The organism is Bradyrhizobium sp. Bra64 (assembly GCF_024519875.1).
Classification (GTDB): Bacteria; Pseudomonadota; Alphaproteobacteria; order Rhizobiales; family Xanthobacteraceae; genus Bradyrhizobium; species Bradyrhizobium japonicum_G.
Window position 1 is genome coordinate 1 of sequence record NZ_JALJRD010000027.1, and the last position, 20,748, is coordinate 20,748.

The 20,748-nt window shown below is 64.7% G+C and carries 17 protein-coding genes and 1 pseudogene; 7 read left to right on the forward strand and 11 right to left on the reverse strand.

Going from position 1 to position 20,748, the window contains the following annotated elements:
- Nucleotides 1-99 precede the first annotated feature (99 nt).
- A complete protein-coding gene (locus NR187_RS34695; RefSeq protein ID WP_256809503.1) occupies nucleotides 100-948 on the reverse strand; it encodes a caspase family protein in 849 nt (282 codons plus the stop codon).
- A gap of 423 nt (nucleotides 949-1,371) precedes the next feature.
- On the opposite strand from NR187_RS34695, the gene NR187_RS34700 reads away from it, so the two are divergent.
- The 3 genes from NR187_RS34700 to NR187_RS34710 all read left to right on the forward strand — a co-directional run bounded on the left by NR187_RS34700 (nucleotide 1,372) and on the right by NR187_RS34710 (nucleotide 5,299).
- Entirely contained in the window at nucleotides 1,372-3,102 is a 1,731-nt protein-coding gene (locus NR187_RS34700; protein ID WP_211387205.1) for a hypothetical protein, read from the forward strand.
- Between the two features lie 163 nt (nucleotides 3,103-3,265).
- On the forward strand, nucleotides 3,266-4,006 hold the full coding sequence (locus NR187_RS34705) for a thermonuclease family protein (RefSeq protein WP_211387204.1): 741 nt from the start codon (nucleotides 3,266-3,268) through the stop codon (nucleotides 4,004-4,006).
- 105 nt (nucleotides 4,007-4,111) lie between these two features.
- Nucleotides 4,112-5,299 carry an alanine--glyoxylate aminotransferase family protein gene (locus NR187_RS34710; protein ID WP_211387203.1) on the forward strand — a complete coding sequence of 396 codons (1,188 nt, stop codon included), beginning with the start codon at nucleotides 4,112-4,114 and terminating at the stop codon, nucleotides 5,297-5,299.
- Nucleotides 5,300-5,463: 164 nt separating this feature from the next.
- Here the strand turns inward: NR187_RS34710 and NR187_RS34715 are convergent, their stop codons facing one another.
- A complete protein-coding gene (locus tag NR187_RS34715) occupies nucleotides 5,464-6,570 on the reverse strand; it encodes a hypothetical protein (protein WP_211387202.1) in 1,107 nt (368 codons plus the stop codon).
- Entirely contained in the window at nucleotides 6,570-8,006 is a 1,437-nt protein-coding gene (locus tag NR187_RS34720) for an MBOAT family protein (protein WP_256809505.1), read from the reverse strand. Before NR187_RS34720 ends, NR187_RS34715 begins: the two co-directional genes overlap by 1 nt.
- Before the next feature lie 312 nt (nucleotides 8,007-8,318).
- On the opposite strand from NR187_RS34720, the gene NR187_RS34725 reads away from it, so the two are divergent.
- On the forward strand, nucleotides 8,319-10,424 hold the full coding sequence (locus tag NR187_RS34725; RefSeq protein WP_256809506.1) for a S9 family peptidase: 2,106 nt from the start codon (nucleotides 8,319-8,321) through the stop codon (nucleotides 10,422-10,424).
- A 24-nt stretch (nucleotides 10,425-10,448) separates the two neighbouring features.
- On the opposite strand, the gene NR187_RS34730 is transcribed toward NR187_RS34725, so the two are convergent.
- Both NR187_RS34730 and araD read right to left on the reverse strand, forming a co-directional pair.
- Nucleotides 10,449-11,168, reverse strand: coding sequence for a ribonuclease activity regulator RraA (locus tag NR187_RS34730; RefSeq protein ID WP_211387199.1), 720 nt, complete (start codon nucleotides 11,166-11,168; stop codon nucleotides 10,449-10,451).
- Between the two features lie 10 nt (nucleotides 11,169-11,178).
- Entirely contained in the window at nucleotides 11,179-12,915 is a 1,737-nt protein-coding gene (gene araD / locus NR187_RS34735) for an L-arabinonate dehydratase (protein WP_256809507.1), read from the reverse strand.
- Nucleotides 12,916-13,172: 257 nt separating this feature from the next.
- On the opposite strand from araD, the gene NR187_RS34740 reads away from it, so the two are divergent.
- Nucleotides 13,173-13,589, forward strand: a complete 417-nt coding sequence (locus tag NR187_RS34740; RefSeq protein ID WP_211387197.1) for a response regulator — start codon at nucleotides 13,173-13,175, stop codon at nucleotides 13,587-13,589.
- Complete coding sequence (locus NR187_RS34745) at nucleotides 13,567-17,163, forward strand: PAS domain S-box protein (protein ID WP_256809509.1); 3,597 nt, start codon at nucleotides 13,567-13,569, stop codon at nucleotides 17,161-17,163. Before NR187_RS34740 ends, NR187_RS34745 begins: the two co-directional genes overlap by 23 nt.
- Nucleotides 17,164-17,212: 49 nt before the next feature.
- Here NR187_RS34745 and NR187_RS34750 read toward each other — a convergent pair whose 3' ends face one another.
- On the reverse strand, nucleotides 17,213-17,848 hold the full coding sequence (locus tag NR187_RS34750) for a response regulator transcription factor (protein ID WP_106946755.1): 636 nt from the start codon (nucleotides 17,846-17,848) through the stop codon (nucleotides 17,213-17,215).
- A gap of 149 nt (nucleotides 17,849-17,997) precedes the next feature.
- On the opposite strand from NR187_RS34750, the gene NR187_RS34755 reads away from it, so the two are divergent.
- Entirely contained in the window at nucleotides 17,998-18,288 is a 291-nt protein-coding gene (locus NR187_RS34755) for a hypothetical protein (RefSeq protein ID WP_211387195.1), read from the forward strand.
- Nucleotides 18,289-18,340: 52 nt separating this feature from the next.
- Here NR187_RS34755 and NR187_RS34760 read toward each other — a convergent pair whose 3' ends face one another.
- The 5 genes and pseudogenes from NR187_RS34760 to NR187_RS34780 form a co-directional block, all read right to left on the reverse strand.
- Nucleotides 18,341-18,844, reverse strand: a complete 504-nt coding sequence (locus tag NR187_RS34760) for a response regulator (protein WP_211387194.1) — start codon at nucleotides 18,842-18,844, stop codon at nucleotides 18,341-18,343.
- A 141-nt stretch (nucleotides 18,845-18,985) separates the two neighbouring features.
- Nucleotides 18,986-19,303 carry a PilZ domain-containing protein gene (locus NR187_RS34765; protein WP_211387193.1) on the reverse strand — a complete coding sequence of 106 codons (318 nt, stop codon included), beginning with the start codon at nucleotides 19,301-19,303 and terminating at the stop codon, nucleotides 18,986-18,988.
- Nucleotides 19,304-19,305: 2 nt separating this feature from the next.
- Nucleotides 19,306-20,187 carry a protein-glutamate O-methyltransferase CheR gene (locus NR187_RS34770; protein WP_211387192.1) on the reverse strand — a complete coding sequence of 294 codons (882 nt, stop codon included), beginning with the start codon at nucleotides 20,185-20,187 and terminating at the stop codon, nucleotides 19,306-19,308.
- Nucleotides 20,188-20,248: 61 nt separating this feature from the next.
- The gene (locus NR187_RS34775; protein WP_211387191.1) at nucleotides 20,249-20,635 is read right to left on the reverse strand and encodes a PleD family two-component system response regulator; all 387 of its coding nucleotides are present in this window, start codon (nucleotides 20,633-20,635) and stop codon (nucleotides 20,249-20,251) included.
- A gap of 31 nt (nucleotides 20,636-20,666) precedes the next feature.
- Nucleotides 20,667-20,748, reverse strand: a pseudogene (locus NR187_RS34780) (chemotaxis protein CheW); the annotation flags it as partial.

Consider the following 20,748-nt stretch of genomic DNA (forward strand, 5'->3'; position numbering starts at 1 on the left):
AAAGCGGGCGTCTCGAACCATGCAGGCCGAGCTCTTTCGGAAACCTCCCGCTGTCCTATGCGATCGACCCTTTCTCTCCAGGGGAGGGTGGAAAGAAAACTAGCCGCCGGCTTCGCCGAAATGGACGTCTTCGAGCAACGAGGAGGAGACCGACGGGACCTGGTCGCCTTCGCTCGCGCGCGAGATGGCGACGCGGGTCTTGTTGAAGACGCTCTCGGCGCTGCCCTGCGCATTGAGGTTGTTGAGGAACTCGCTGACCAGCACGCTGTGCTCGCCCTTGCCGTCGTCGACGACCTTGCCGGGCGAAGCCGAGGAGAGGATCAGCGCATTGTCCGGCGTGCTGATCGGCGCGAGGCCGTGGCTGTAGGAGCGGAAGCGGCGCTCGTAAGGGTTACGGCGAGAGGCGTCGACCACGACGAGCTTGGCCTTGGCGCCCTGCTCCTTCATCATGTCGAGCACGCCCTCGATGGAGACGCCCTGGCGGCGGACGTCGTTTTCCTTCCAGATCACGGCATCGACCGGCAGCATGAAGCTTTCGCGGCCGGCCTGCACGCCGTAGCCGCCGAAGAACAGCATGACGACGGTGTCGCGCTTGATCCGGGACTTCAGGCGGTTGACGGCACGGACCATGTCGTCCTTGGTCGCGTCTTCCACCATGTCGACGTCAAAGCCGTTCTTGCGCAGCGACGAGGACAGCGCGCGGGCGTCGTTGATCGACTGGGTCAGCGGCGCGTTGGCGTCGGGATAATGTCCATTGCCGATGACGAGCGCGAGGCGGGAGGTCTGGCCGATCGAGCCCGTGACCTGGTCGGTCGAGACGGCCTTGGCCGCATCGAGCGCGCGCATGTTGAGAGCAGCATGGGCGCCGATCACGAGCGAGACCGTGCCGATGAGGGCTGCGGCCACCGCAATCGTGCGTCGGGAAATGTCGAGCTGCCTAACATTCATCTCGCTTCATTCCTGTCAGTGCCAAAGACCAGCCAAGCGCGCGCATACAGGTTGAGTAGCGCGCTAGCGTCTTTAGGTTTGAGGGATTGGCCGGGGTGTGCCCCCGAATTGCGCGCAATTTGCGGCGCCGCACCAAACAAACCTTTAACGGGATATAGTGTGCCCCGCAATAGATTGCCCAAAATTAGAACTAAGTCGCTGACTACATTGGCTAATTTATCCGCCTAAAAGTCTCCGTTTTCTGCGTCCCCGTAACCTTCCGGAGCCCGATCATGCAGCGTTCGTGCCGGGTTTTTCCGTGACTGCGATCACATTTGTATTTCCTGCGAATCCGGGTAGCTTTTTCAACGACTTGCAGGGGGTGGCGCGCGGCTGGGAGCGTGCCGGCCGGCCCCCGGCCAATGCCCCGCGACCAGGTATTTCATGAGCTTTCATTACTTTGCCGGCGCCGCCTGCCGGGCGCTGACGGCGCGGAAGGACGGCCCCTCGCTTTACGACGTCTGCGATCCCGTCCTGTCGGGCCCCGCCAGCGGCGATCTGCATCTGGCCAAATTCTACAAAACAGCGCTGGGCAATCCCGCATTGCGGCTGCTGCTCCGCCGGGCCGGCCTGCCCGAGCTGCGCGACGAAGGGAAACTGGCCCGGCTGCGCGAGGCGCTGGTGCGCGCCCGCGACGAGGCCGAGCCCGATTGGACCGCGATCGGCCAGCCCGTCGCCGATCTCGTCGACGGCATCGCGCTCGACCATCCCAAGCCGCCGCCGGCAATGTTCGTCGGCACGGCGCCGCAACCATCGCAGATCGACGGCGTGATCCGCGATTGCGCGCAGCATCTGCTCGGCTCGTACCGCAGGAACGGCTTCCTGCCGACCTATGCCGCCTTCAACCTGATCGGCGATCCCGATTTCCGCGGGCGCGAGCTGACCATGGCGCTCACGGGCCTCAACGCGCGCGGCTACAAGAACTCCTCGCTGCTGTTCAACCTCGCCCGCGTCTTCATCGCGCGCTCCCCGGCGCGCGCGGTCGTCAATCCGCCCTGGACCGGTATTGCCGAACCGATGTGGGAGCCGGTGCAGATCCGTCACCGCTCGGCCTATTACGACGCGTTCTTCATCGAGGCGCTGCTGAGCTTCGTCGAGACCGGGCTCGCCTCGTCCGCCGACAAGATGGCGGCCGAACGCGCGATCGCCGACATGGTGGACTTCTGCGTCAACATCAGCCGCGAAGAGGTCGAGGGCAGCGGCGGCGCGCGGTTCAACGTCATCACCGCGCTCGCGCCTGCGCCGCATCCGCGTTTTTCGCGCTACTTCGCCCAGATCAAGCAGGATCTCGGTTTCGGCGTCTACGTGCCGGATTGCGACACCACGGCGTGCTCGATCTCGGCAGCGACGCAGGCCGGGTGCACCGATCCGATCATCGACCAGCCGCTGCTGGATTTCTACGCCGGCTATCAGGTGCGCGCCGGCGTCAACGAGCCGCGCGTGACCGTGCCGATCAACGACAATATCGACTACGAGGGCGGCGTTGCGACCTGGATCGACAATCTCAACGGCGAGCGCCCCTATGGCAACGATCTCGATCCGACGCTCAATCTCGACATTCTCGAGGTCAGCTTTCGCAACCTGGCGCGCTGGAAGGTTCTGGAGACGCCGGCGCGGCTTGCGATCGTGCATCGCATCATCGGCTTCCAGAAGCGGCTGGCCGCCAGCGGCGCCTTCGCCAATCCGCGCTCGCACATCTATTATCTGCCGGAGCTCTACAGCGCCTATTTCGGCCGCTGCTACGCCGCCTTCCTGGCGCTGCCGCTGGCAGCGCAGGCCGTGATCGATCCCGACGGCGATTTCGATTTCATCCGCCACCGCGTGCTCTCCTACGTCAAGGGCGAGCTGATGGCCGGCGAAATGAACGTGTTCGATGCGGCCCTGGCCCTGATCGCACTCGGTCATCTCGGTGCCGACCCGCGTGCCTTTGCGCCGGCGCTCAACGTGATCGTCGCGAGCCTTGGCGAAGGCGGCCGCCGTGGTCCGTTCCGCGCCTATGAATGGAACAAGATGAAGACGCCGACACGGATCCTGGTCGGCGGGCCCGAAGTGACGTCGGCGTTCGTTCTGATGGGACTGGCGGTGGCGCGAAAGGCGATGATGGGGCAGGGGTGAGATGGTCTCGTGCCCCGGACGCAGCGCAACGCTTCTTCATCGGTGGCCATCACGCAATGACGGGAAGTTGAAAGCCCATCTGTTGGGCAGGCGCTGGCCGGGCGGACAAAAGCCGACCACAATTGCGCGGCTTATCGAGATTGTCCTGAACACGCGGACCGGCATGTTGCGAAAATCCCTGATTGCGCTGTCATTGCTCGCCTTGTCCTTGCCCGGCTTGCCGTCGCCGGCCGAGGCCGCCGACATCACAGGCACGGCCAAGGTCCGCGAGGGCGATTCCGTCGTCATCGGGAATACGCGGATCAGGCTCGGCGGCATCGACGCGCCCGCGGTCGACCAGCTGTGCCTCAACACCAAGCGCGAGCGCTGGACCTGCGGCATCGCAGCCCGCGACGAGCTCGCCAAATACGCCGAGGGCAAGAACTGGGTCTGCCATGCGAGGGCGATCGATCGGCGCGGCCGCACCGTGGCGCGCTGCGAGGTCGGCGGGGAGGACATCCAGAAATGGCTGGTTCGCAGCGGCTGGGCACTGGCCTACACCCGAATGTCCCACGACTATGAGGCGGACGAGAAGGCCGCGCGCGAGGCCAGGGCCGGCATGTGGCAGGGCGCCTTCATCGCGCCCTGGGACTGGCGCGTGCGCAACAAGAAGACAACAATCCTTGGCGCGACCAAGCCGCCCGACGGGGCGCATGCGGTGCTGCTTGCCTCGGCCTCGGGGCCGGTCGCGCCCTCACCCGACTGCACAATCAAGGGCAACGTCAACACCGCCGGCGAGTGCATCTATCACCAGCCGACCAGCCGCTGGTACACCCAGATCAAGATGAAGATCAGCAAGGGCACCCGCTGGTTCTGCTCGGTGGAGGAGGCGGAAGCCGCCGGCTGCCGGGAAACGAAGAGGTAGAGCCCCAGACCTGCATTTTGCGCGCTTTTCTTGGATGCCAGGCACGCGTAAAAGCAAAAATCAGCGACCCACCATCCTGTTCTCAAGCAACAAGGACCAACAGCAATGACCGTTCGCGCGGGCCGGGAGTTTCTGGCCATCCCCGGGCCCACCACGATGCCCGACGAGGTGCTGCGGGCGATGCATCGTCCGGCGATCGACATCTACTCCAAAGAGATGCTCGATCTGACCGAGAGCCTGCTCAGCGACATCTCGAAGCTGTTTGCGACCAAGGGCAAGTCCTACATCTACATCGCCAACGGTCATGGCGCCTGGGAAGCGGCGCTCAGCAACGTGCTGTCGCGCGGCGACAAGGTGCTGGTGCTGGAGAGCGGACGCTTCGCGATCGGCTGGGGCAACGCAGCGGCGCTGATGGGCGCCGAGGTCGAGGTGCTCAAGGGCGACTGGCGCCGCGCGGTGCGACCGAGCGAGGTCGAGGAGCGCCTGCGCCGCGACAAGGAGCACACGATCAAGGCCGTCGTCGTCGTCCAGGTCGATACGGCCTCGGGGGTGCAGAACGACATCGAGGCGATCGGCAAGGCGATCAAGGCGGCTGGCCATCCCGCGCTGTACATGGTCGACACCGTGGCATCGCTGGGCTGCATGCCGTTCGAGATGGACAAATGGGGTATCGACGTCGCGATGTCCGGCTCGCAGAAGGGCCTGATGACGCCGCCCGGCCTCGGCTTCGTCGCGGCCAACGCGCGCGCCCTCGAAGTGCACAAGAAGGCAAACATGTCGACGCCCTATTGGAGCTGGAGCGAGCGCGAGGGCACCGAGAACTACCGCAAATATGCCGGCACCGCGCCGGTGCATCTGTTGTTCGCGCTGCGCCAGGCGATCGACCTGCTGCACGAGGAAGGGCTGGAAAACGCCTTCCGCCGCCACAGCCTGCTCGGCGAAGCCGCGCGCCGCGCGGTGTCCGCATGGTCGGAAGGCCAGGTGCTCGGCTTCAACGTCGCCGAACCCCATGAGCGCTCCAACACCGTCACCACCGTGACCATGAGCAATGGCCACGATCCGGCAATCCTGCAACGCTATTGCAAGGAGAAGTGCGGCGTCGTGCTCGGCACCGGCATCGGCGAACTCTCGGGACAGGCCTTCCGCATCGCCCATATGGGCCACGTCAATGCGCCGATGCTGCTCGGCACGTTAGGGGTCATCGAGATCGGCCTGAACGCGCTGAAGATCCCGCACGGCAAGGGCGGGCTCGAAGCAGCGGTCGCGTATCTCGGCGAAGAGGTGGCGGTGTAAGGCGTCTTTTTTCCTGCTCCCCTTGTGGCAGAAGGTGGCGCGAAGCGCCGGATGAGGGGTTGCCTTCCGCGATCTCAATTGCGAAATGGACTCGCGGTTAGATAGCCCGTCTCGCCGCGACTGCGGCGAGCCACCCTCTCCCACAAGAAGGGGAGAGGGGAACATCAGTGCTCGACGCGATACGCCTCGACCTGCGCCTTCAGCTCGTTCAGCGACGCCAGCGGCGCCTTCGGGTCGACCCTGTACTCTCCACGCGCCAGCCACGACAGCACCTTCGCATCAATCACCGGCGAATGGTGGATGACGTCGCCGTAATTGTCGAGGTCGTGCGTCACCGCCTTGATCGCGCGGAAATCGTACAAGCGCACATTGGGAAGCTGCGTCAGGCGCTGTGCGATGAAGGCCGTGAGATCTGTGACGATCTTCAGCGTCGCCGGCGAGGCGTCGCGCATCGCGACGAATTGCAGGATCGAATAAGGCGGGAAGTAGATGTCGAAGGTCACGTCCGGATGGCGCGCGATCAGGCCGACGGCATCGTGCTCGAAATGCCGCACCATGGCGTCGTAGCCGTAGCCTTCGCCGAGGAAACGGCTGCGCACGGGATCGGTGATGTAAGCGAAGGCCGCGAGCGTCCTTTTCGCATTGTAGCCACGTGCGACCTCGAAATCCCGCGGCAGCGCGTAGATGTCGTCGACGTCGGACAACGCAAACTTGACGGGGAGAAACGGCGCCACCCGGCCCAGCGGGCCCCGCAGCGGCGGAACTGACCGCAGCAGAGCGAACAGGGATTCCTTCGCCATCGTCGCGTTGAACAGATAGGACGCGATCCCCTTTGCCGTCCCGCGATAGAGATCGACGGCGAGATAAGGATCGGCCTCGATGCCGGCCGCATCGACAAAAATGAAATCGTCCATCGCCCAGACCACGCGCCTCGCGCCGTGATCGATCGCCTGCTCCAGCACGAAGCCCTGCTGACGCGAATTGGATCCGGTCATCGCCAGCTTGAGCGAATGGACGCCGAGCGCACGATCGATGTCGCTCTGGCGAAAGTGAATCGCGAGCGAGGTGCCCATGAAGGCGGTGTCGAACGACTGGCTGCGGATCAGCCCGGCGTTCTGCACCCGCGTGTCGTCGGAATAGAAAGCCGGGGCGAGACGCGAGGAGCGGAACAGTTGCAGCGGATCGACGACGAAGGTGAGCGCGGCCGCGCCCAGGACGCACGCGACGCTCGCGAGGAGAACACGTCCCGAATATGTGAATGCGCTTTGCATCAGAACCGGAAATAGATGAATTCGCTGTGGCTCTGGATGCCGAGAAACCCGAACGCGAGCACGAGCGACGCGGCATAGAGGAACAGCGACCGCATGCGCCCTGCCCTCAGGCTCTCACCGACCCGGCGATTGGCGTGGTCATATCCCATGATTCCCTGCGTGTTCGGCGCCAGCCACACCAGCGCAGCGTAGATCGTGATCTGCACCAGCGCCGCGATCTCGGCACGGCCGAAGGCGATGTTCGCGGGATCAGCCATGGCGCCGAGGATTCGCAGCGCCCAATCGATGCGCTCGGCGCGGAAAAACACCCAGGCGACGACGACGGCAAGGAACGTCAGCGCCGCCCCCGCCATGCGGACCGGGCGCGCAAGAGGCCTCGGAACGCTCGGCACCAGCGCGCTGAAGGCATGGTTGATGCAGAGATAGGCGCCGTGCAACGCGCCCCACACCACGAACGTCCAGGCCGCACCGTGCCAGAGCCCGCCGAGCAGCATCGTGATCGACAGGTTCACGTAACGCAGCACCCGGCCGTGCCTGTTCCCGCCGAGCGGAATGTAGAGATAGTCGCGCAAGAATTGCGACAGCGTCATGTGCCAGCGGCGCCAGAACTCGACGATGCTGGTGGCCTTGTAGGGCGAGTTGAAATTGACGGGCAGGAAGATGCCGAACATCAGCGATATGCCGATCGCCATGTCGGAATAGCCGGAGAAGTCGAAATAGAGCTGGAACGTATAGGCCAGCGCACCGAGCCAGGCCTGGTCGAAGCTCGGCGAGCGCGCCTCGAAGGCGAGCGCGACCAGCGGCTGGATGCCGTCGGCAAGGCAGGTCTTCTTGAACAGGCCGATCGCGAAGATGATGATACCGCACAGCATCAGATGCCCGTCCGGATGCTTGGATTCCTCGCGCTCGAATTGCGGGATCATGTCCTTGTGGTGGAGGATCGGGCCCGCGATCAGATGCGGAAAATACGTCACGAAAAGCGCGTAGTGCGGCAGCGCGTAGGCCGCGACCTGGCCGCGCCAGGCATCGACCAGGAACGCGATCTGGGTGAAGGTGTAGAAGGAGATGCCGACCGGCAGCAGGATATCAAGCGCGACATGCGTCCCGGCCAGCGCATTGACGTTCTCGGCGACAAATCCGGCATATTTGAAGATTCCGAGCACGAGGAGATCGCCGGCAACGCCAAGCGCGAGCGCCGCTCGGCGCTGCATGGGGTCGAGCTTCGCCACGATGAGGAGATGGCCGACGCCATAGTTGAACGCGATCGAGACCAGCAGCAGGGCGACGAATTGCCAGTTGCCGATGGCGTAGAAGGCGAGCGAGGCCGCCGCCAGCCAGATCACCGGCGTCAGATTGCTGCGCCGCCCCAGCCAGAAATAGCCGGCCAGAACGATGGGAAGGAACAACAGGATGAACGGGTACGAGTTGAACAGCATGAGGCTGGACCGGCGGCGGAGATATGGCCCCTAAAGCATAGAAGCAGCGCATCAACAACCCGGCGACTTGGTGTGGTGCCGCTGGCAATTCGAGGAATCGGGACGATATAAGAGGCAACGCGGCGCCCTTCCTTCTCCCTCTCCCCGTTCTTACGGGGAGAGGGTGGGGGTGAGGGGCTGCTTCAGCAAGGGTAGTGAGAGTTGAACTCGCGGAGAGTCCCCCTCACCCGGATTGCATCGAAGATGCAATCCGACCTCTCCCCGCGAGCGGGGAGAGGTGAAAGAACGCCGACGCATCTGAATGAGGATCGAGTGACGCACTCCAAAACACCTTCCCAGCCCCCCGTCGCCCCGCGCCGGCCGCATTCCTTTACGCGGCACGGGATCACCGTGACCGACGATTACGCCTGGCTGAAGGACGACAAATGGCAGGAGGTGCTGCGCGACCCGAAGGTGCTCGATCCCGACATCCGCAAATATCTGGATGAAGAGAACGTCTACACCGAGAGCCTGCTCGGCCACACCTCGTCCTTGCAGAAGGTGCTGGTGCGCGAGATGCGCGGACGGATCAAGGAGGACGATTCCAGCGTGCCGTCGCCGGACGGTCCGTTCGCCTATTTCCGCAGATTCCGCGAAGGCGGGCAGCACGAGCAGTTCGGCCGCATGCCGCGCGACGGCGGCGAGGGCCATATCGTGCTCGACGGCGATGCGCTCGCCAAGAACCACGAATACTTCAAGTTCGGCGGCAGCCGCCACTCGAACGACCACAAGCTGCAGGCCTGGAGCGCCGACACCAAGGGTTCGGAGTATTTTACGATCCGCGTCCGCGACTGGGCCACAGGGAAGGATTTCGACGATCTCGTCGAGGAGACCGATGGCGGCGTGGTCTGGAGCGCGGATGCAAAATCCTTCTTCTATGTGAAGCTCGACGACAATCACCGGCCGATGCAGGTGTGGCGGCACAAGCTTGGCACCAGGCAGGCCGACGACACGCTCGTCTACGAGGAACAGGATTCCGGCTGGTTCACCCATCTGCACGAGAGCACCAGCGGCCGGTTCTGCGTGATCGCGGGCGGCGATCACGAGACGTCGGAGCAGCGGTTGATCGATCTTGCTCACCCGGAGGCGCCGCCGCGCCTGGTCGCGGCGCGCGAGGAGGGCGTGCAATATTCGCTCGCCGACCGCGATGACCAGCTCTTCATCCTCACCAATGCCGACGACGCCATCGACTTCAAGATCGTCACCGCGCCGCTCGCCTCTCCCGAGCGCAAGAACTGGCGCGATCTGATCCCGTACCGTCCCGGCATCTACATCATCGACCTCGATCTCTATGCCGGCCATCTGGTGCGGCTGGAGCGCGCCAATGCGCTGCCGTCGATCGTGATCCGCGACCTCGCCTCAAACGTGGAACACGCCATCGCCTTCGACGAAGCGGCCTACTCGCTCGATACGATGGGCTCCTACGAGTTCGAGACGACGAATTTGCGCTTCGCCTATTCGTCGATGACGACGCCGTCGGAAGTCTATGACTATGACATGACCGGGCGCACGCGCACCTTGCGCAAGCGGCAAGAGATCCCGTCGGGGCACAACGCCGCCGACTACGTCACGACGCGCATCATGGCGAAGGCGCAGGACGGCGCCGAGGTGCCGGTGTCGATCCTGCATCGCCGCGGGCTCAAGCTCGACGGCGCGGCGCCGCTGCTGCTCTACGGCTACGGCTCCTACGGCATGGCGATGCCGGCCTCGTTCAGCGCCAACAGGCTGTCGCTGGTCGATCGCGGCTTCGTCTACGCCATCGCCCATATCCGCGGCGGCGCCGACAAGGGCTGGGGCTGGTATCTCGACGGCAAGCGCGAGAAGAAGACCAATTCGTTCGACGATTTTGCCGCCAGCGCGCGGGCGCTGATCGATGCGAAATACACCAGCGCGAAACGCATCGTCGGCCATGGCGGCTCGGCCGGCGGCATGCTGATGGGCGCGGTGGCGAACCGCGCCGGCGAATTGTTCGCGGGCATCGTCGCCGAAGTGCCGTTCGTCGACGTGCTCAACACCATGCTCGACGACACGCTGCCGCTGACGCCGCCGGAATGGCCCGAATGGGGCAATCCGATCGAGAGCGAAAAGGATTTTCGCACGATCCTGTCCTACTCGCCCTACGACAACGTCGCGGCGAAAGACTATCCCTCGATCCTGGCGATGGGCGGGCTGACCGATCCGCGGGTCACCTATTGGGAGCCAGCTAAATGGATCGCGCGCCTGCGCGCGACCATGAGCGGCGGCGGCCCGGTTCTCCTGCGCACCAACATGGGCGCCGGTCACGGCGGCGCCTCGGGACGCTTCGACCGGCTCGATGAGGTCGCGATCGTCTATGCGTTCGCGCTGTGGGCGGCAGGGATGGCGGAGGCCGGGGTGTAGCCACACCCTCCACCGTCAAACCAACTACCGCCCGTTCCTCTTCCGCCATTCCGCGAAGTCGGTGAGCGTCTGCGGATCGGTCGCGGGATAAAGACCAAAAATGCCGCGACCTCGGCCTACTTCCTCGGTGACGAAATCCTCGAACGCGGTCATCTCGAAGGTCTCGTTGGCGATCTCGTCGGCGAGATGCGCGGGGATCACGATGACGCCGTCGGCATCGCCCAAGATGACGTCGCCGGGAAATACCGGCGCGTCGCCGCAGCCGATCGGGACGTTGATCTCGATCGCCTGGTGCAGCGTGAGGTTGGTCGGTGCGCTCGGGCGGTGGTGATAGGCAGGGATGCCGAGTTTCGCGATCTCGGCGGAATCGCGGAAACCGCCGTCGGTGACGACGCCGGCGACACCGCGCTTCATCAGCCGCGTCACCAGGATCGCGCCGGCCGAGGCGGCACGCGCGTCCTTGCGGCTGTCCATCACCAGCACACTGCCTGCCGGGCAATCCTCGACCGCCTTGCGCTGCGGATGCGAGCGATCCTTGAAGACGTCGATGGTGTTGAGATCCTCGCGGGCCGGCATGTAGCGCAGCGTGAAGGCTTCACCGACCATGGTCGGCTGGTCCGCGCCCAAGGGGTGCACATCCTGGATCATCTGGATGCGCAGGCCGCGCTTGAACAAGGCGGTGGCGACCGTAGCGGTGGAAACGGATTTTAGCTTGTTGCGGGTGGCTTCGCTGAGTTTGGTCATGTCTTGCTCTCTAGTAAATCGACGGCTCGCCGATCGGCGCGCCGAAATCGGTCTCGAGGAAGTCGAAGTCGCAGCCGTCATTGGCCTGCTTGATGTGCTTGGTGAACATCCAGCCATAGCCGCGTTCGAAGCGGCGCTCGGGCTGCTTCCAGGCGGCGCGGCGCTTGTCGAGCTCGGCTTCGGGAACGTCGAGATTGATGGTGCGCGCGGCCACGTCGAGCGTGATGCGATCGCCGTTGCGGACCAGCGCCAGCGGACCGCCGACATACGATTCCGGCGCGACGTGCAATATGCAGGCGCCGTAACTGGTGCCGCTCATGCGCGCATCGGAAATGCGCACCATGTCGCGCACGCCCTGCTTCACGAGTTTTGTCGGGATCGGCAGCATGCCCCATTCCGGCATGCCCGGTCCGCCCTGCGGCCCCGCATTGCGCAGAATGAGGATATGGTCCTCGGTGACGTCGAGATTGGGATCGTCGACCGCCTTCTTCATCGACGGGTAGTCGTCGAACACCAGCGCCGGTCCGGTGTGCTTGAGGAAGCGCGGCGCGCAGGCGGAGGGCTTGATGACGCAGCCGTCGGGCGCCAGATTGCCCTTGAGCACGGCGAGCGCGCCTTCCTTGTAGATGGGATTGTCGACCGAGCGGATCACATCGTCATTGTGGACCTCGGCGCCATCGATGTTCTCGCCGACAGTCTTGCCGGTGACCGTCATGCAGTCGAGGTGCAGGTGCGGCTTGATCTGGCCCATCAAGGCCGGCAGGCCGCCGGCGTAGAAGAAGTCCTCCATCAGATAGGAATCGCCGCTCGGACGCACGTTGGCGATGACGGGCACCTTGCGGCTGGCGATCTCGAAATCGTCGAGGCCGATGTCCAGCCCGGCGCGGCGGGCCTGTGCGATCAGATGGATGATCGCATTGGTCGAGCAGCCCATCGCCATCGCCACCGCGATCGCGTTCTCGAACGCCTTGCGGGTCTGGATCGTCTTCGGGGTCAAATCCTCCCACACCATCTCGACGATGCGGCGGCCGCATTCGGAGGCCATGCGGATGTGGTTGGCGTCAGCGGCCGGAATCGAGGAAGCGCCCGGCAGCGTCATGCCGATCGCTTCCGCGATCGCGGTCATGGTCGAGGCCGTCCCCATGGTCATGCAGGTGCCGTAGCTGCGGGCGATGCCGGCTTCGATGTCGAGCCAGTCCTTGTCGGAGATTTTTCCGGCGCGGCGCTCGTCCCAGTATTTCCAGCCGTCCGAGCCGGAGCCCAGCGTCTTGCCCTTCCAGTTGCCGCGCAGCATGGGACCTGCCGGCAGATAGATCGCCGGAATGTTCATCGAGGTCGCGCCCAGCAGCAGCGCGGGCGTGGTCTTGTCACAACCGCCCATCAGCACCACGCCGTCGACGGGATGGCTGCGCAGCAGCTCCTCGGCATCCATCGCGAGCAGATTGCGATAGAGCATCGTGGTCGGCTTGAGCAGCGATTCCGACAGCGACAGCGCCGGCAGCTCCACCGGCAGGCCGCCGGCCATCAGGATGCCGCGCTTGACGTCGTCGACGCGCGACTTGAAATGCATGTGGCAAGGCTGGGCGTCCGACCATGTATTGAGGATCGCGATGATCGGGCGGTCCTTCCACTCCTCCGGCGCGTAGCCCATCTGCATGGCGCGGGAGCGATGGCCGAACGAGCGGAGATCGTCGGGCGCGAACCAGCGCGCGCTGCGAAGCTGGTCGGGCGTTTTCTTCTTGGTCATTGCTTTTTCCTCTGCATATCCGTCCGCTCTTCTCACACGCCGTCCACACGTCGCAAGTCGCCGGATGTGCCGAACTCAGCCTTCCGGTATGCACGCAAACGTGCATATATTGGGACACGAAGCAACAGCGACCGACCGGGCCCCGTAATCGCGCGAAGTGCTTGCGGGCTGAGCGGAATCCGCGCAACAATTTCATTTTTGATGGTTTGATTTGCGGCCGGCGGGGAGGCCCCACTCCGGCCCGGAGGAATTCAGACGTGGCCAACATCCTGATCGTGGATGACGACCCGGCCGTTCAAATCACGATCCGGCTGATCCTGGAGAGGGCCGGTCATCACGTCACCGTCGCCGGCGACGGCCGCAGGGGAATTGCGCTGTTCGAGGCCGGCCGGTTCGACCTGCTGTTTCTCGACATCTTCATGCCCGGCATGGACGGGCTGGAGGCGATGCGCCACATAAGGGCGCTAGCCCCGGCAATTCCGATCATCGTCATTTCCGGCCGTTCGATCACGCCTGAGAGCTATGCGGAGCCGGATTTCCTGAAGATGGCGACCAAGCTCGGCGCGGTGGCAAGCCTCCAGAAGCCGTTCCCGCCCGACGCCCTGCTCGCTGCGGTCGACGGCTGCTTCGCGGCGGCGCGGCAGGCTCCCGATGTCAGCACCGAGCGCCGATGACAACAGCATCCGATCCGCTGCGGGCCAGAACGGGCGCGACCATTCGGGACGTGGTACGAATATCCCCATGACGCTCGCAACGCGGCTCGCCATCGCGATGATCCTGCTGGTGGCGGTGACCGTGGCCGCGGTCGGCTGGCTGGGCTATCGCAACATCAGCCAGGCCGTCATTCCGCGCGTCCTGGAGCGGATCGAAGCCCAGTCGAGCCTGCTGGCCACCCATCTTGAATCCTACGTCGCCGGAGCCCGCGGCGACCTGCTCGGCTATCGCTCCGCCGTAGCCATCAATGGCCTGATCCGTGCCCACATCAATGGCGGCATCGACGCCCTCGACGGCGTTTCGGAGCAGACCTGGCGCGAGCGCATCGCGGCACGGCTCGCGGCCGAAATCGAGGCCAAGCCCAGCTACGGCGAGTTTCGTATTATCGGCCTTGATCACGACCAGCGCGAACTGGTCCGCGTCGATCGCTCCGGTCCGAATGGGGCGGCACGGATCGCTCCCGACAACGAACTGGAGAACAAGAGCGAGCGACCCTATTTCCAGGCGACGATGCGACTGGCGCCGGGGGACATCTATGTTTCGCCGGTCGATCTCGCCACCCGGCAGGGGGGAACCACGGATCCTCACATTCCGACGTTGCGCGTCGCAACGCCGCTGTTCACGCCGGACGCCAAGCCGTTCGGCATCATCATTGCCAATATCGACATGCGTCCGGCGCTCGACCGCGTCCGCACGACCGCTGGCGCCGGAGGCGAGATCTATGTCGTGAATTCGCGCGGGGATTATCTCGTTCATCCCGACCGCGCGCAGGAATTCGGCTCATTTCATGGCCACGCCAACGATTGGCGCAAGGACTTTCCGTTCTTTGCAGCACGGGCCGGCCTGCCGCAAGGATCCACACAGCTCATGACCGATCGATCGGGCCGGCCGAGTGGAGCGGCGATCGCACCGGCGATGCTTGCGGGCAAGGAGTGGGTGGCGATCATCGAGACGGTCCCGCCGTCCGTGTTCGGCCGCGTTCCGGCCGCGATTCAAAGAACCTCTTCGCTGGTCGGCCTGCTTGCCGTGATCGGCGCAGCTTTACTTGCGGTGCTGCTGGCGCGCTCGCTGACCCGCCCGATCGGACGTCTGACCGCGGCGGTGGAGGCCATCGGCAGCGGACGGTCCGCCGACATTCCCCTCGATGCCAGCGGCGAAACGGGCGTGCTGGCCCGGGCTTTTGCCCGGATGGTCGAGGAGACGCGCGCGAAGACGGCCGCCCTCGAACGCGAGGTCGAGGAGCATCGCCGCACCGAGGCCGCCCGAAGCCATCATGAAGAGCGCGAGCGCCTGTTCAGCTCCGCGGTCGAATCGTCCGACGATGCGATCGTGATGCAATCGCTCGACGCCGTCATCACCGGCTGGAATCCCGCCGCCGAGCGCCTTTACGGCTATTCGGCGCAGGAGGCGATCGGGAACTCCACCTCGATCATCGTTCCGGCCGACCGGCGCGAGCAGGGCAAGGACTATCTGAGGCGGATCGCCAGAGGCGAGCCGATCGAACGCTTCGAGACGGTGCGCCTGCGCAAGGACGGCACGCCAGTGGAGATCTCGCTCAGCCTGTCGCCGATCAAGGGGCCGTCGGGCGAGATCGTCGGTGCCTCCGGCACCGCGCGCAGCCTCACCGAGGCGCGGCGGGCCGAGCGGGTGCTGCAGCATCAGATCGAGGAGCGACGGCAGATCTTCGATACGTCGCAGGATCTGATCATGGTGATGGACGCGCGCGGCCATATCGCGCAGATCAGCCCGAGCAGCGAAATCATTCTCGGCTACCGGCCCGAGCAGATGATCGGCCGCAGCGGCGCCGATTTCATTCATCCCGACCATCTCGACCAGTCGCGCGGAGAGATGCGCGCGCTGCGGCGCGGCGAACGTCCCACGCTCGCCGACACCCGCTGCTTCCACCAGGACGGCCACGAGGTCTGGCTGTCCTGGCTCGGCAGCTGGTCCGAGCCGGCGAAGCGCTTCTTCTTCGTCGGCCGCGACATGACGGAGGCGCGGCTCGCGCAGGAATCGCTGCGTGAAAGCGAACGGCTCGCCCGCAACATCGTCGAGACCTCACTCGACGCCTTCGTCCAGACCGACGAGATGGGCGGCATATTGAACTGGAACTCGCAGGCCGAGCAACTCTTCGGCTGGAGCCGCGACGAGGTGCTCGGCAAGAGCACGATCGACCTGATCGTCGCCGAGAGCGAACGCGAAAGGGTCAGGGCGGGTCTGAAGCATTTCCTGGGAAGCGAGGACGGCAGGACGCTGAACCGCCGCCGCGAGCTCATGTGCCGCCGCCGCGACGGCAAGGAGTTCAAGGCCGAGCTGAGCGTCACCGCGCTGAAGCGCCGCGAGGGCCTGCTGTTCAACGTCTTCTACCGCGACCTTACCGACAAGATCGCGGCCGAGGAGCGCATCCGCCACGCCGAGAAGATGGAGGCGGTCGGCCAACTCACCGGCGGCGTGGCGCACGACTTCAACAACATCCTCACCGTCATCACCGGAACGATCGAGATCCTGGCGGAGGCGGTCGAGAAGGAGCCGCAGCTTGCCGCCATCACCAAGATGATCGACGAGGCCGCCGCGCGCGGCGCCGATCTGACCCAGCACCTGCTCGCCTTCGCGCGCAAGCAGCCGCTCCAGCCGCGCGAGATCGACATCAACTCGCTGATCATCGACACCGCGAAACTGCTGCGGCCGACGCTGGGCGAGCAGATCCAGATCGAATCGGTGTTCGAGGACGAGAACTGCGTCGCGATCGTCGATCCCAACCAGCTCACCACCGCGATCCTCAACCTCGCGCTCAATGCCCGCGACGCCATGCCCGGCGGCGGCAAGCTGATCGTGGAGACGGGCGCCGCCTATCTCGACGAGATCTATGCCAGCGTCAACGACGTCCGGCCGGGCCATTACGTGCTGATCGCCGTGAGCGATACCGGCAGCGGCATTCCCGCCAACATGCTGGCCAGGGTGTTCGATCCGTTCTTCACCTCGAAGGGGCCGGGCAAGGGCACCGGACTCGGGCTTTCGATGGTCTACGGCTTCATCAAGCAGTCCGCGGGCCATATCAAGATCTACAGCGAGGAACGGCACGGCACCACGATCAAGATGTACCTGCCGCCCGGCAAGACGCCGACGGCGGTCGGCGAGGGCGTGATTCCGGCAACCATCGAGGGCGGACACGAAACGATCCTGGTGGTCGAGGACGACCGGCTGGTGCGCGACTACGTGCTGGCACAGCTGCATTCGCTGGGCTACGTCACGTTGCAGGCTGCGAACGCCGCGGAGGCGCTCGCAATCGTCGCCGCCGGAAAACCGTTCGACCTCCTGTTCACCGACGTCATCATGCCCGGCAAGATGAACGGACGGCAGCTCGCCGACCAACTGCAGAGGACACGTCCGGATCTCAGGGTGGTCTATACGTCCGGCTATACCGAGAACGCGATCATCCATCACGGCCGGCTGGATTCAGGCGTTCTGCTGCTGGCGAAGCCCTATCGCAAATCGGATCTGGCGCGGATCATCCGCAAGGCGTTGAGCGCTTGAGGACTCCGTAGCCCGGATGAGCCGGGCTACGAAAACTCCACCAAAAGACTTACGACGCGCGCTGGGCCGCGGTCATCACGATGCGGATCAGATCGGCGGCATTGCGCGCGCCGAGCTTCTTCATGATGTTGGCGCGGTGATCCTCGATGGTGCGCGGGCTGATGCCGAGCGTGCGACCGGCTTCCTTGTTGGATGCGCCGGCGGCGAACTGCTCGAGCACCTCGCGCTCGCGCCGCGTCAACGGCTCGCGTCCGGGGAAATGGAGCGAGCCGAACTTCGGCGCCGCGTTCTCCGACTGCCTGCGTGCATAGGCGCCGATCGCCTCGTCGAGCCGGCCGACGATCTCGCTGCCGCGGAACGGCTTCTCGATGAAGTCGAGCGCACCGCTCTTGATGGCCCCGACCGCCATCGCGATGTCGCCCTGTCCGGAGATCATGAAGATCGGTGCCGGATAGTCTTCGCCGTGCAGCTCCTTGAGAATGTCGAGGCCCGACTTGCCGGGAATGTGCACGTCGAGCAGGACTGCTGCAGGTGTGCGGCTTCGCGCGACGGAGAGCAAGGCTGCGCCGTCCGCAAAACAGATCACCTCATAGCCCGCCGCCTTCAACACCATCGACAAGGTGTCGCGAACGGCAGCGTCGTCGTCGACCACGAAGATTTCACCGCGAGAGCTTTGTTCGGCCATGTGCCACATCCGGTTGGCATGAAGGACTCGCGTCCGCGCCAACCGTTATGGCGTTAGGCGCGGATTCGGCCCACCCGTATTTGTACGGGACATGGACTTAACGCACAAGTAGCGGCAAGGCGCCTAATTGCAGGGGACGGAGAATATCCATGCTAAATTTGGCCGACACGTCGCCTCTGGCCGCAATGCCCGAAGTCGAGAGCCTTCAGTTGATTGCGGCCGACCTTCGCTTGCTGATCGTGCAGGTCGAGACCAGCATGCGCCGCATCGCCGCAGCCACGGATCAAGAACACGGCAGCGATCAGGAAGGTTCCGCGGACGTTTTCGTTCTCGACGACGTCACGCCGCGGTACGCCACGGCGAGCGCCGCCCTCGGCGCCTGCCGGGCGGGCCTTGGCCACGCCCTGGAATGCCTGTCGGAAACCGGAAGCACGGTGTAGATCGCGATCGGCGCGCCGGCGCGGCCGGATCATCGCATGGCAGCTTCGCGGCTCAGGCGCGGTGCCGTCCCACGATTGCGTCGGTGGCGACACCACCCCAGGTGTGGATCGCCGGCAGGCCCATCGCGGTCTTGCCGAGATTGGCGAGGCTGATGCGCAGGGCCGCGAGATCCAGTGGCTTGGGCAGGCTCTGGAGCTCGATCCCGACCGAACGGGCGAAGTTGCGGGCGGCGCTGCGGCGCTTGCCGTCCATGCCGCTGATGACGATCACGGCGCCGGCAAATTTCACCTTTGCCATCTCGCCCAGCACGTCGATACCGTCGCCATCCTCCAGCACGAGATCGAGCGTCACGCAGTCGAAACGGGCGGCACGGAGCTTTTCGATCGCTTCCGTCACGGACGGGGCCACCGTGACTTCGTGGCCGGCCTGCTTGGCGGCGACCGTGATCAGGCTGCGCTGCGTGGCGTCGTCATCGACCACCAGGAGCTGAAGCGCACGCCGTTCGGCGCCGTCGGGCAGGTTGGACGGGATGGGAGAGAGTGAGCTTCTGGGCATTGCCGTATCCTGAGATTGAGACCGGCAATGGATACACCGCTCGCGCTTAGGCGGCGTAAAGCCGCTACGGCAAATTGTGGGGGATGTTTCAGCAAATATGAACCAACGTCCCGGCAAACGGCGGCGAGACGCATGTGACGGTCAGGCCGCCTCGTCACGGCCACCGGCTGCGCCGCGCTTCTTCCGGTTCTTGCCGCGCAGGAACTGGATGTCCATTTCGGCGCCGTTGACGCGCACCAGCTCGCAGCGGCGATAGGCGAGGCCGGTGGACGACAGCAGCAGGAAGAACTCTTTCAGGTTCAACCCCTGAATCGAGCCTTCCACGGTGAGGATCGCGTCGGTGTCGGAGATCGCGTTGAGCTTGCAGTCGCGGCGCCAGGTGCCGTCGATCGCCATGATGCAGACATCATAGCCGCGACTGAAAGTTACGCGTTCAGCGCCCTTGCCATCCTCGACCATGCCTATCGTCCTGCCATGACCGCCATGCGCGGCGCCGCGCCGGCGAGTGCCGGCTTGGCGGCTGCGGCACGCGGGTCGTTCGGCTTGTAGAGGCCGCGCCGCTCCGGGATCGGCCTGAACGTGTCGGTCAACCCGACCACGGTTTCGGCCGCGCCCAGCACCAGGAAGCCGTCGGGCTCGATCTGGCGCGCCAGGCGGTTGAAGATGTTGATCTTGGTGTCCTGATCGAAATAGATCAGCACGTTGCGGCAGAAGATGACGTCGAAGGTGCCGAGCTGGGCGAAATCGTGCAGCAGATTGAGCTGCCGGTGCTGGATCATCGCCCGCAGCTCGGGATTGATCTGCCAGGTTTCGCCGGTCTGCTTGAAATATTTCATCAGCATCTGGATCGGCAGGCCGCGCTGCACTTCGAACTGGCTGTAGATGCCGGCCTTGGCCTTTTCGAGCACCTCCTGCGACAGGTCGGTCGCGATGATCTCGACGCGCCAGCCGGTCAGGGCCGCGCCCATCTCCTTCAGGCTCATCGCCAGTGAATAGGGTTCCTGTCCGGTCGAGCCGGCGGCGCACCAGATGCGCACGCTGCGGCGGCCGGCGCGGGCCTTGATGATCTCCGGCATGATGGTGTCGCGGAAATGATCGAACGGGACCTTGTCGCGGAAGAAGAAGGTCTCGTTGGTGGTCATCGCCTCGACCACGCTGGTGACGAGCGCGCCCGATCCTGCGCCCTGCAGCTTCTGCACGAGCTCGCCGATGCCGGAGAGGCCGGCCTTGCGGGCGAGCGGCAGCAGCCGACTTTCAATCAGATATTGCTTGTCTGCGGACAGGTCGAGCCCGGAATGATCCCTCAGGAACTTACGCAGATACTCATACTCGGTCGGGGTCACGGATAGCCTCTCGGAAGGTGTACTGGGAACACTCTGGCCCAAGCACTCGGGCCAGACACACTCAGACCATTGCTTGTCCGACCGGGATCAAGCCGACTTCGGCGAACTTGTCGGCGATAATGTCTTTGTCGAAGGGCTTCATGATGTACTCGTTGGCGCCGCCGCTGAGCGCCTGAGCGATATGAGCCACGTTGTTTTCGGTGGTGCAGAACACGACCTTGGGCTCCTCACCGCCGGGCAGGCGGCGCATGTGGCCCATGAACTCGAAGCCGTCCATCACCGGCATGTTCCAGTCGAGCAGCACCGCGTCGGGCAGCTGCCGCTTGCAGATCTCGAGCGCTTTCGAGCCGTCCTCGGCCTCGGTGACTTCGAATTCCAGGCCTTCCAGGATCCGGCGCGCGATCTTGCGCACGACGCTGGAATCATCGACCACCAAACACGTTTTCATTTTGGTTCTCCGGCTTCGATGTTGTTGGGGCTCACGCAGCCATCTGCACTTCGGTTTTGAGCTCGAGGACGCGATCGACGTCGAGGACGACCATGAGCTGGCCGTCGAGACGG

Bases quoted from the DNA above. Each gene is read 5' to 3' on its own strand.
- NR187_RS34755 (WP_211387195.1), top strand. From the start codon at position 17,998: ATGCTAAATTTGGCCGACACGTCGCCTCTGGCCGCAATGCCCGAAGTC.
- NR187_RS34775 (WP_211387191.1), bottom strand. From the start codon at position 20,635: ATGAAAACGTGTTTGGTGGTCGATGATTCCAGCGTCGTGCGCAAGATC.
- araD (WP_256809507.1), bottom strand. From the start codon at position 12,915: ATGACCAAGAAGAAAACGCCCGACCAGCTTCGCAGCGCGCGCTGGTTC.
- NR187_RS34695 (WP_256809503.1), bottom strand. From the start codon at position 948: ATGAATGTTAGGCAGCTCGACATTTCCCGACGCACGATTGCGGTGGCC.
- NR187_RS34745 (WP_256809509.1), top strand. From the start codon at position 13,567: ATGTCAGCACCGAGCGCCGATGACAACAGCATCCGATCCGCTGCGGGC.
- NR187_RS34700 (WP_211387205.1), top strand. From the start codon at position 1,372: ATGAGCTTTCATTACTTTGCCGGCGCCGCCTGCCGGGCGCTGACGGCG.
- NR187_RS34705 (WP_211387204.1), top strand. From the start codon at position 3,266: ATGTTGCGAAAATCCCTGATTGCGCTGTCATTGCTCGCCTTGTCCTTG.
- NR187_RS34730 (WP_211387199.1), bottom strand. From the start codon at position 11,168: ATGACCAAACTCAGCGAAGCCACCCGCAACAAGCTAAAATCCGTTTCC.
- NR187_RS34720 (WP_256809505.1), bottom strand. From the start codon at position 8,006: ATGCTGTTCAACTCGTACCCGTTCATCCTGTTGTTCCTTCCCATCGTT.
- NR187_RS34765 (WP_211387193.1), bottom strand. From the start codon at position 19,303: ATGGTCGAGGATGGCAAGGGCGCTGAACGCGTAACTTTCAGTCGCGGC.
- NR187_RS34750 (WP_106946755.1), bottom strand. From the start codon at position 17,848: ATGGCCGAACAAAGCTCTCGCGGTGAAATCTTCGTGGTCGACGACGAC.
- NR187_RS34710 (WP_211387203.1), top strand. From the start codon at position 4,112: ATGACCGTTCGCGCGGGCCGGGAGTTTCTGGCCATCCCCGGGCCCACC.
- NR187_RS34760 (WP_211387194.1), bottom strand. From the start codon at position 18,844: ATGCCCAGAAGCTCACTCTCTCCCATCCCGTCCAACCTGCCCGACGGC.
- NR187_RS34715 (WP_211387202.1), bottom strand. From the start codon at position 6,570: ATGCAAAGCGCATTCACATATTCGGGACGTGTTCTCCTCGCGAGCGTC.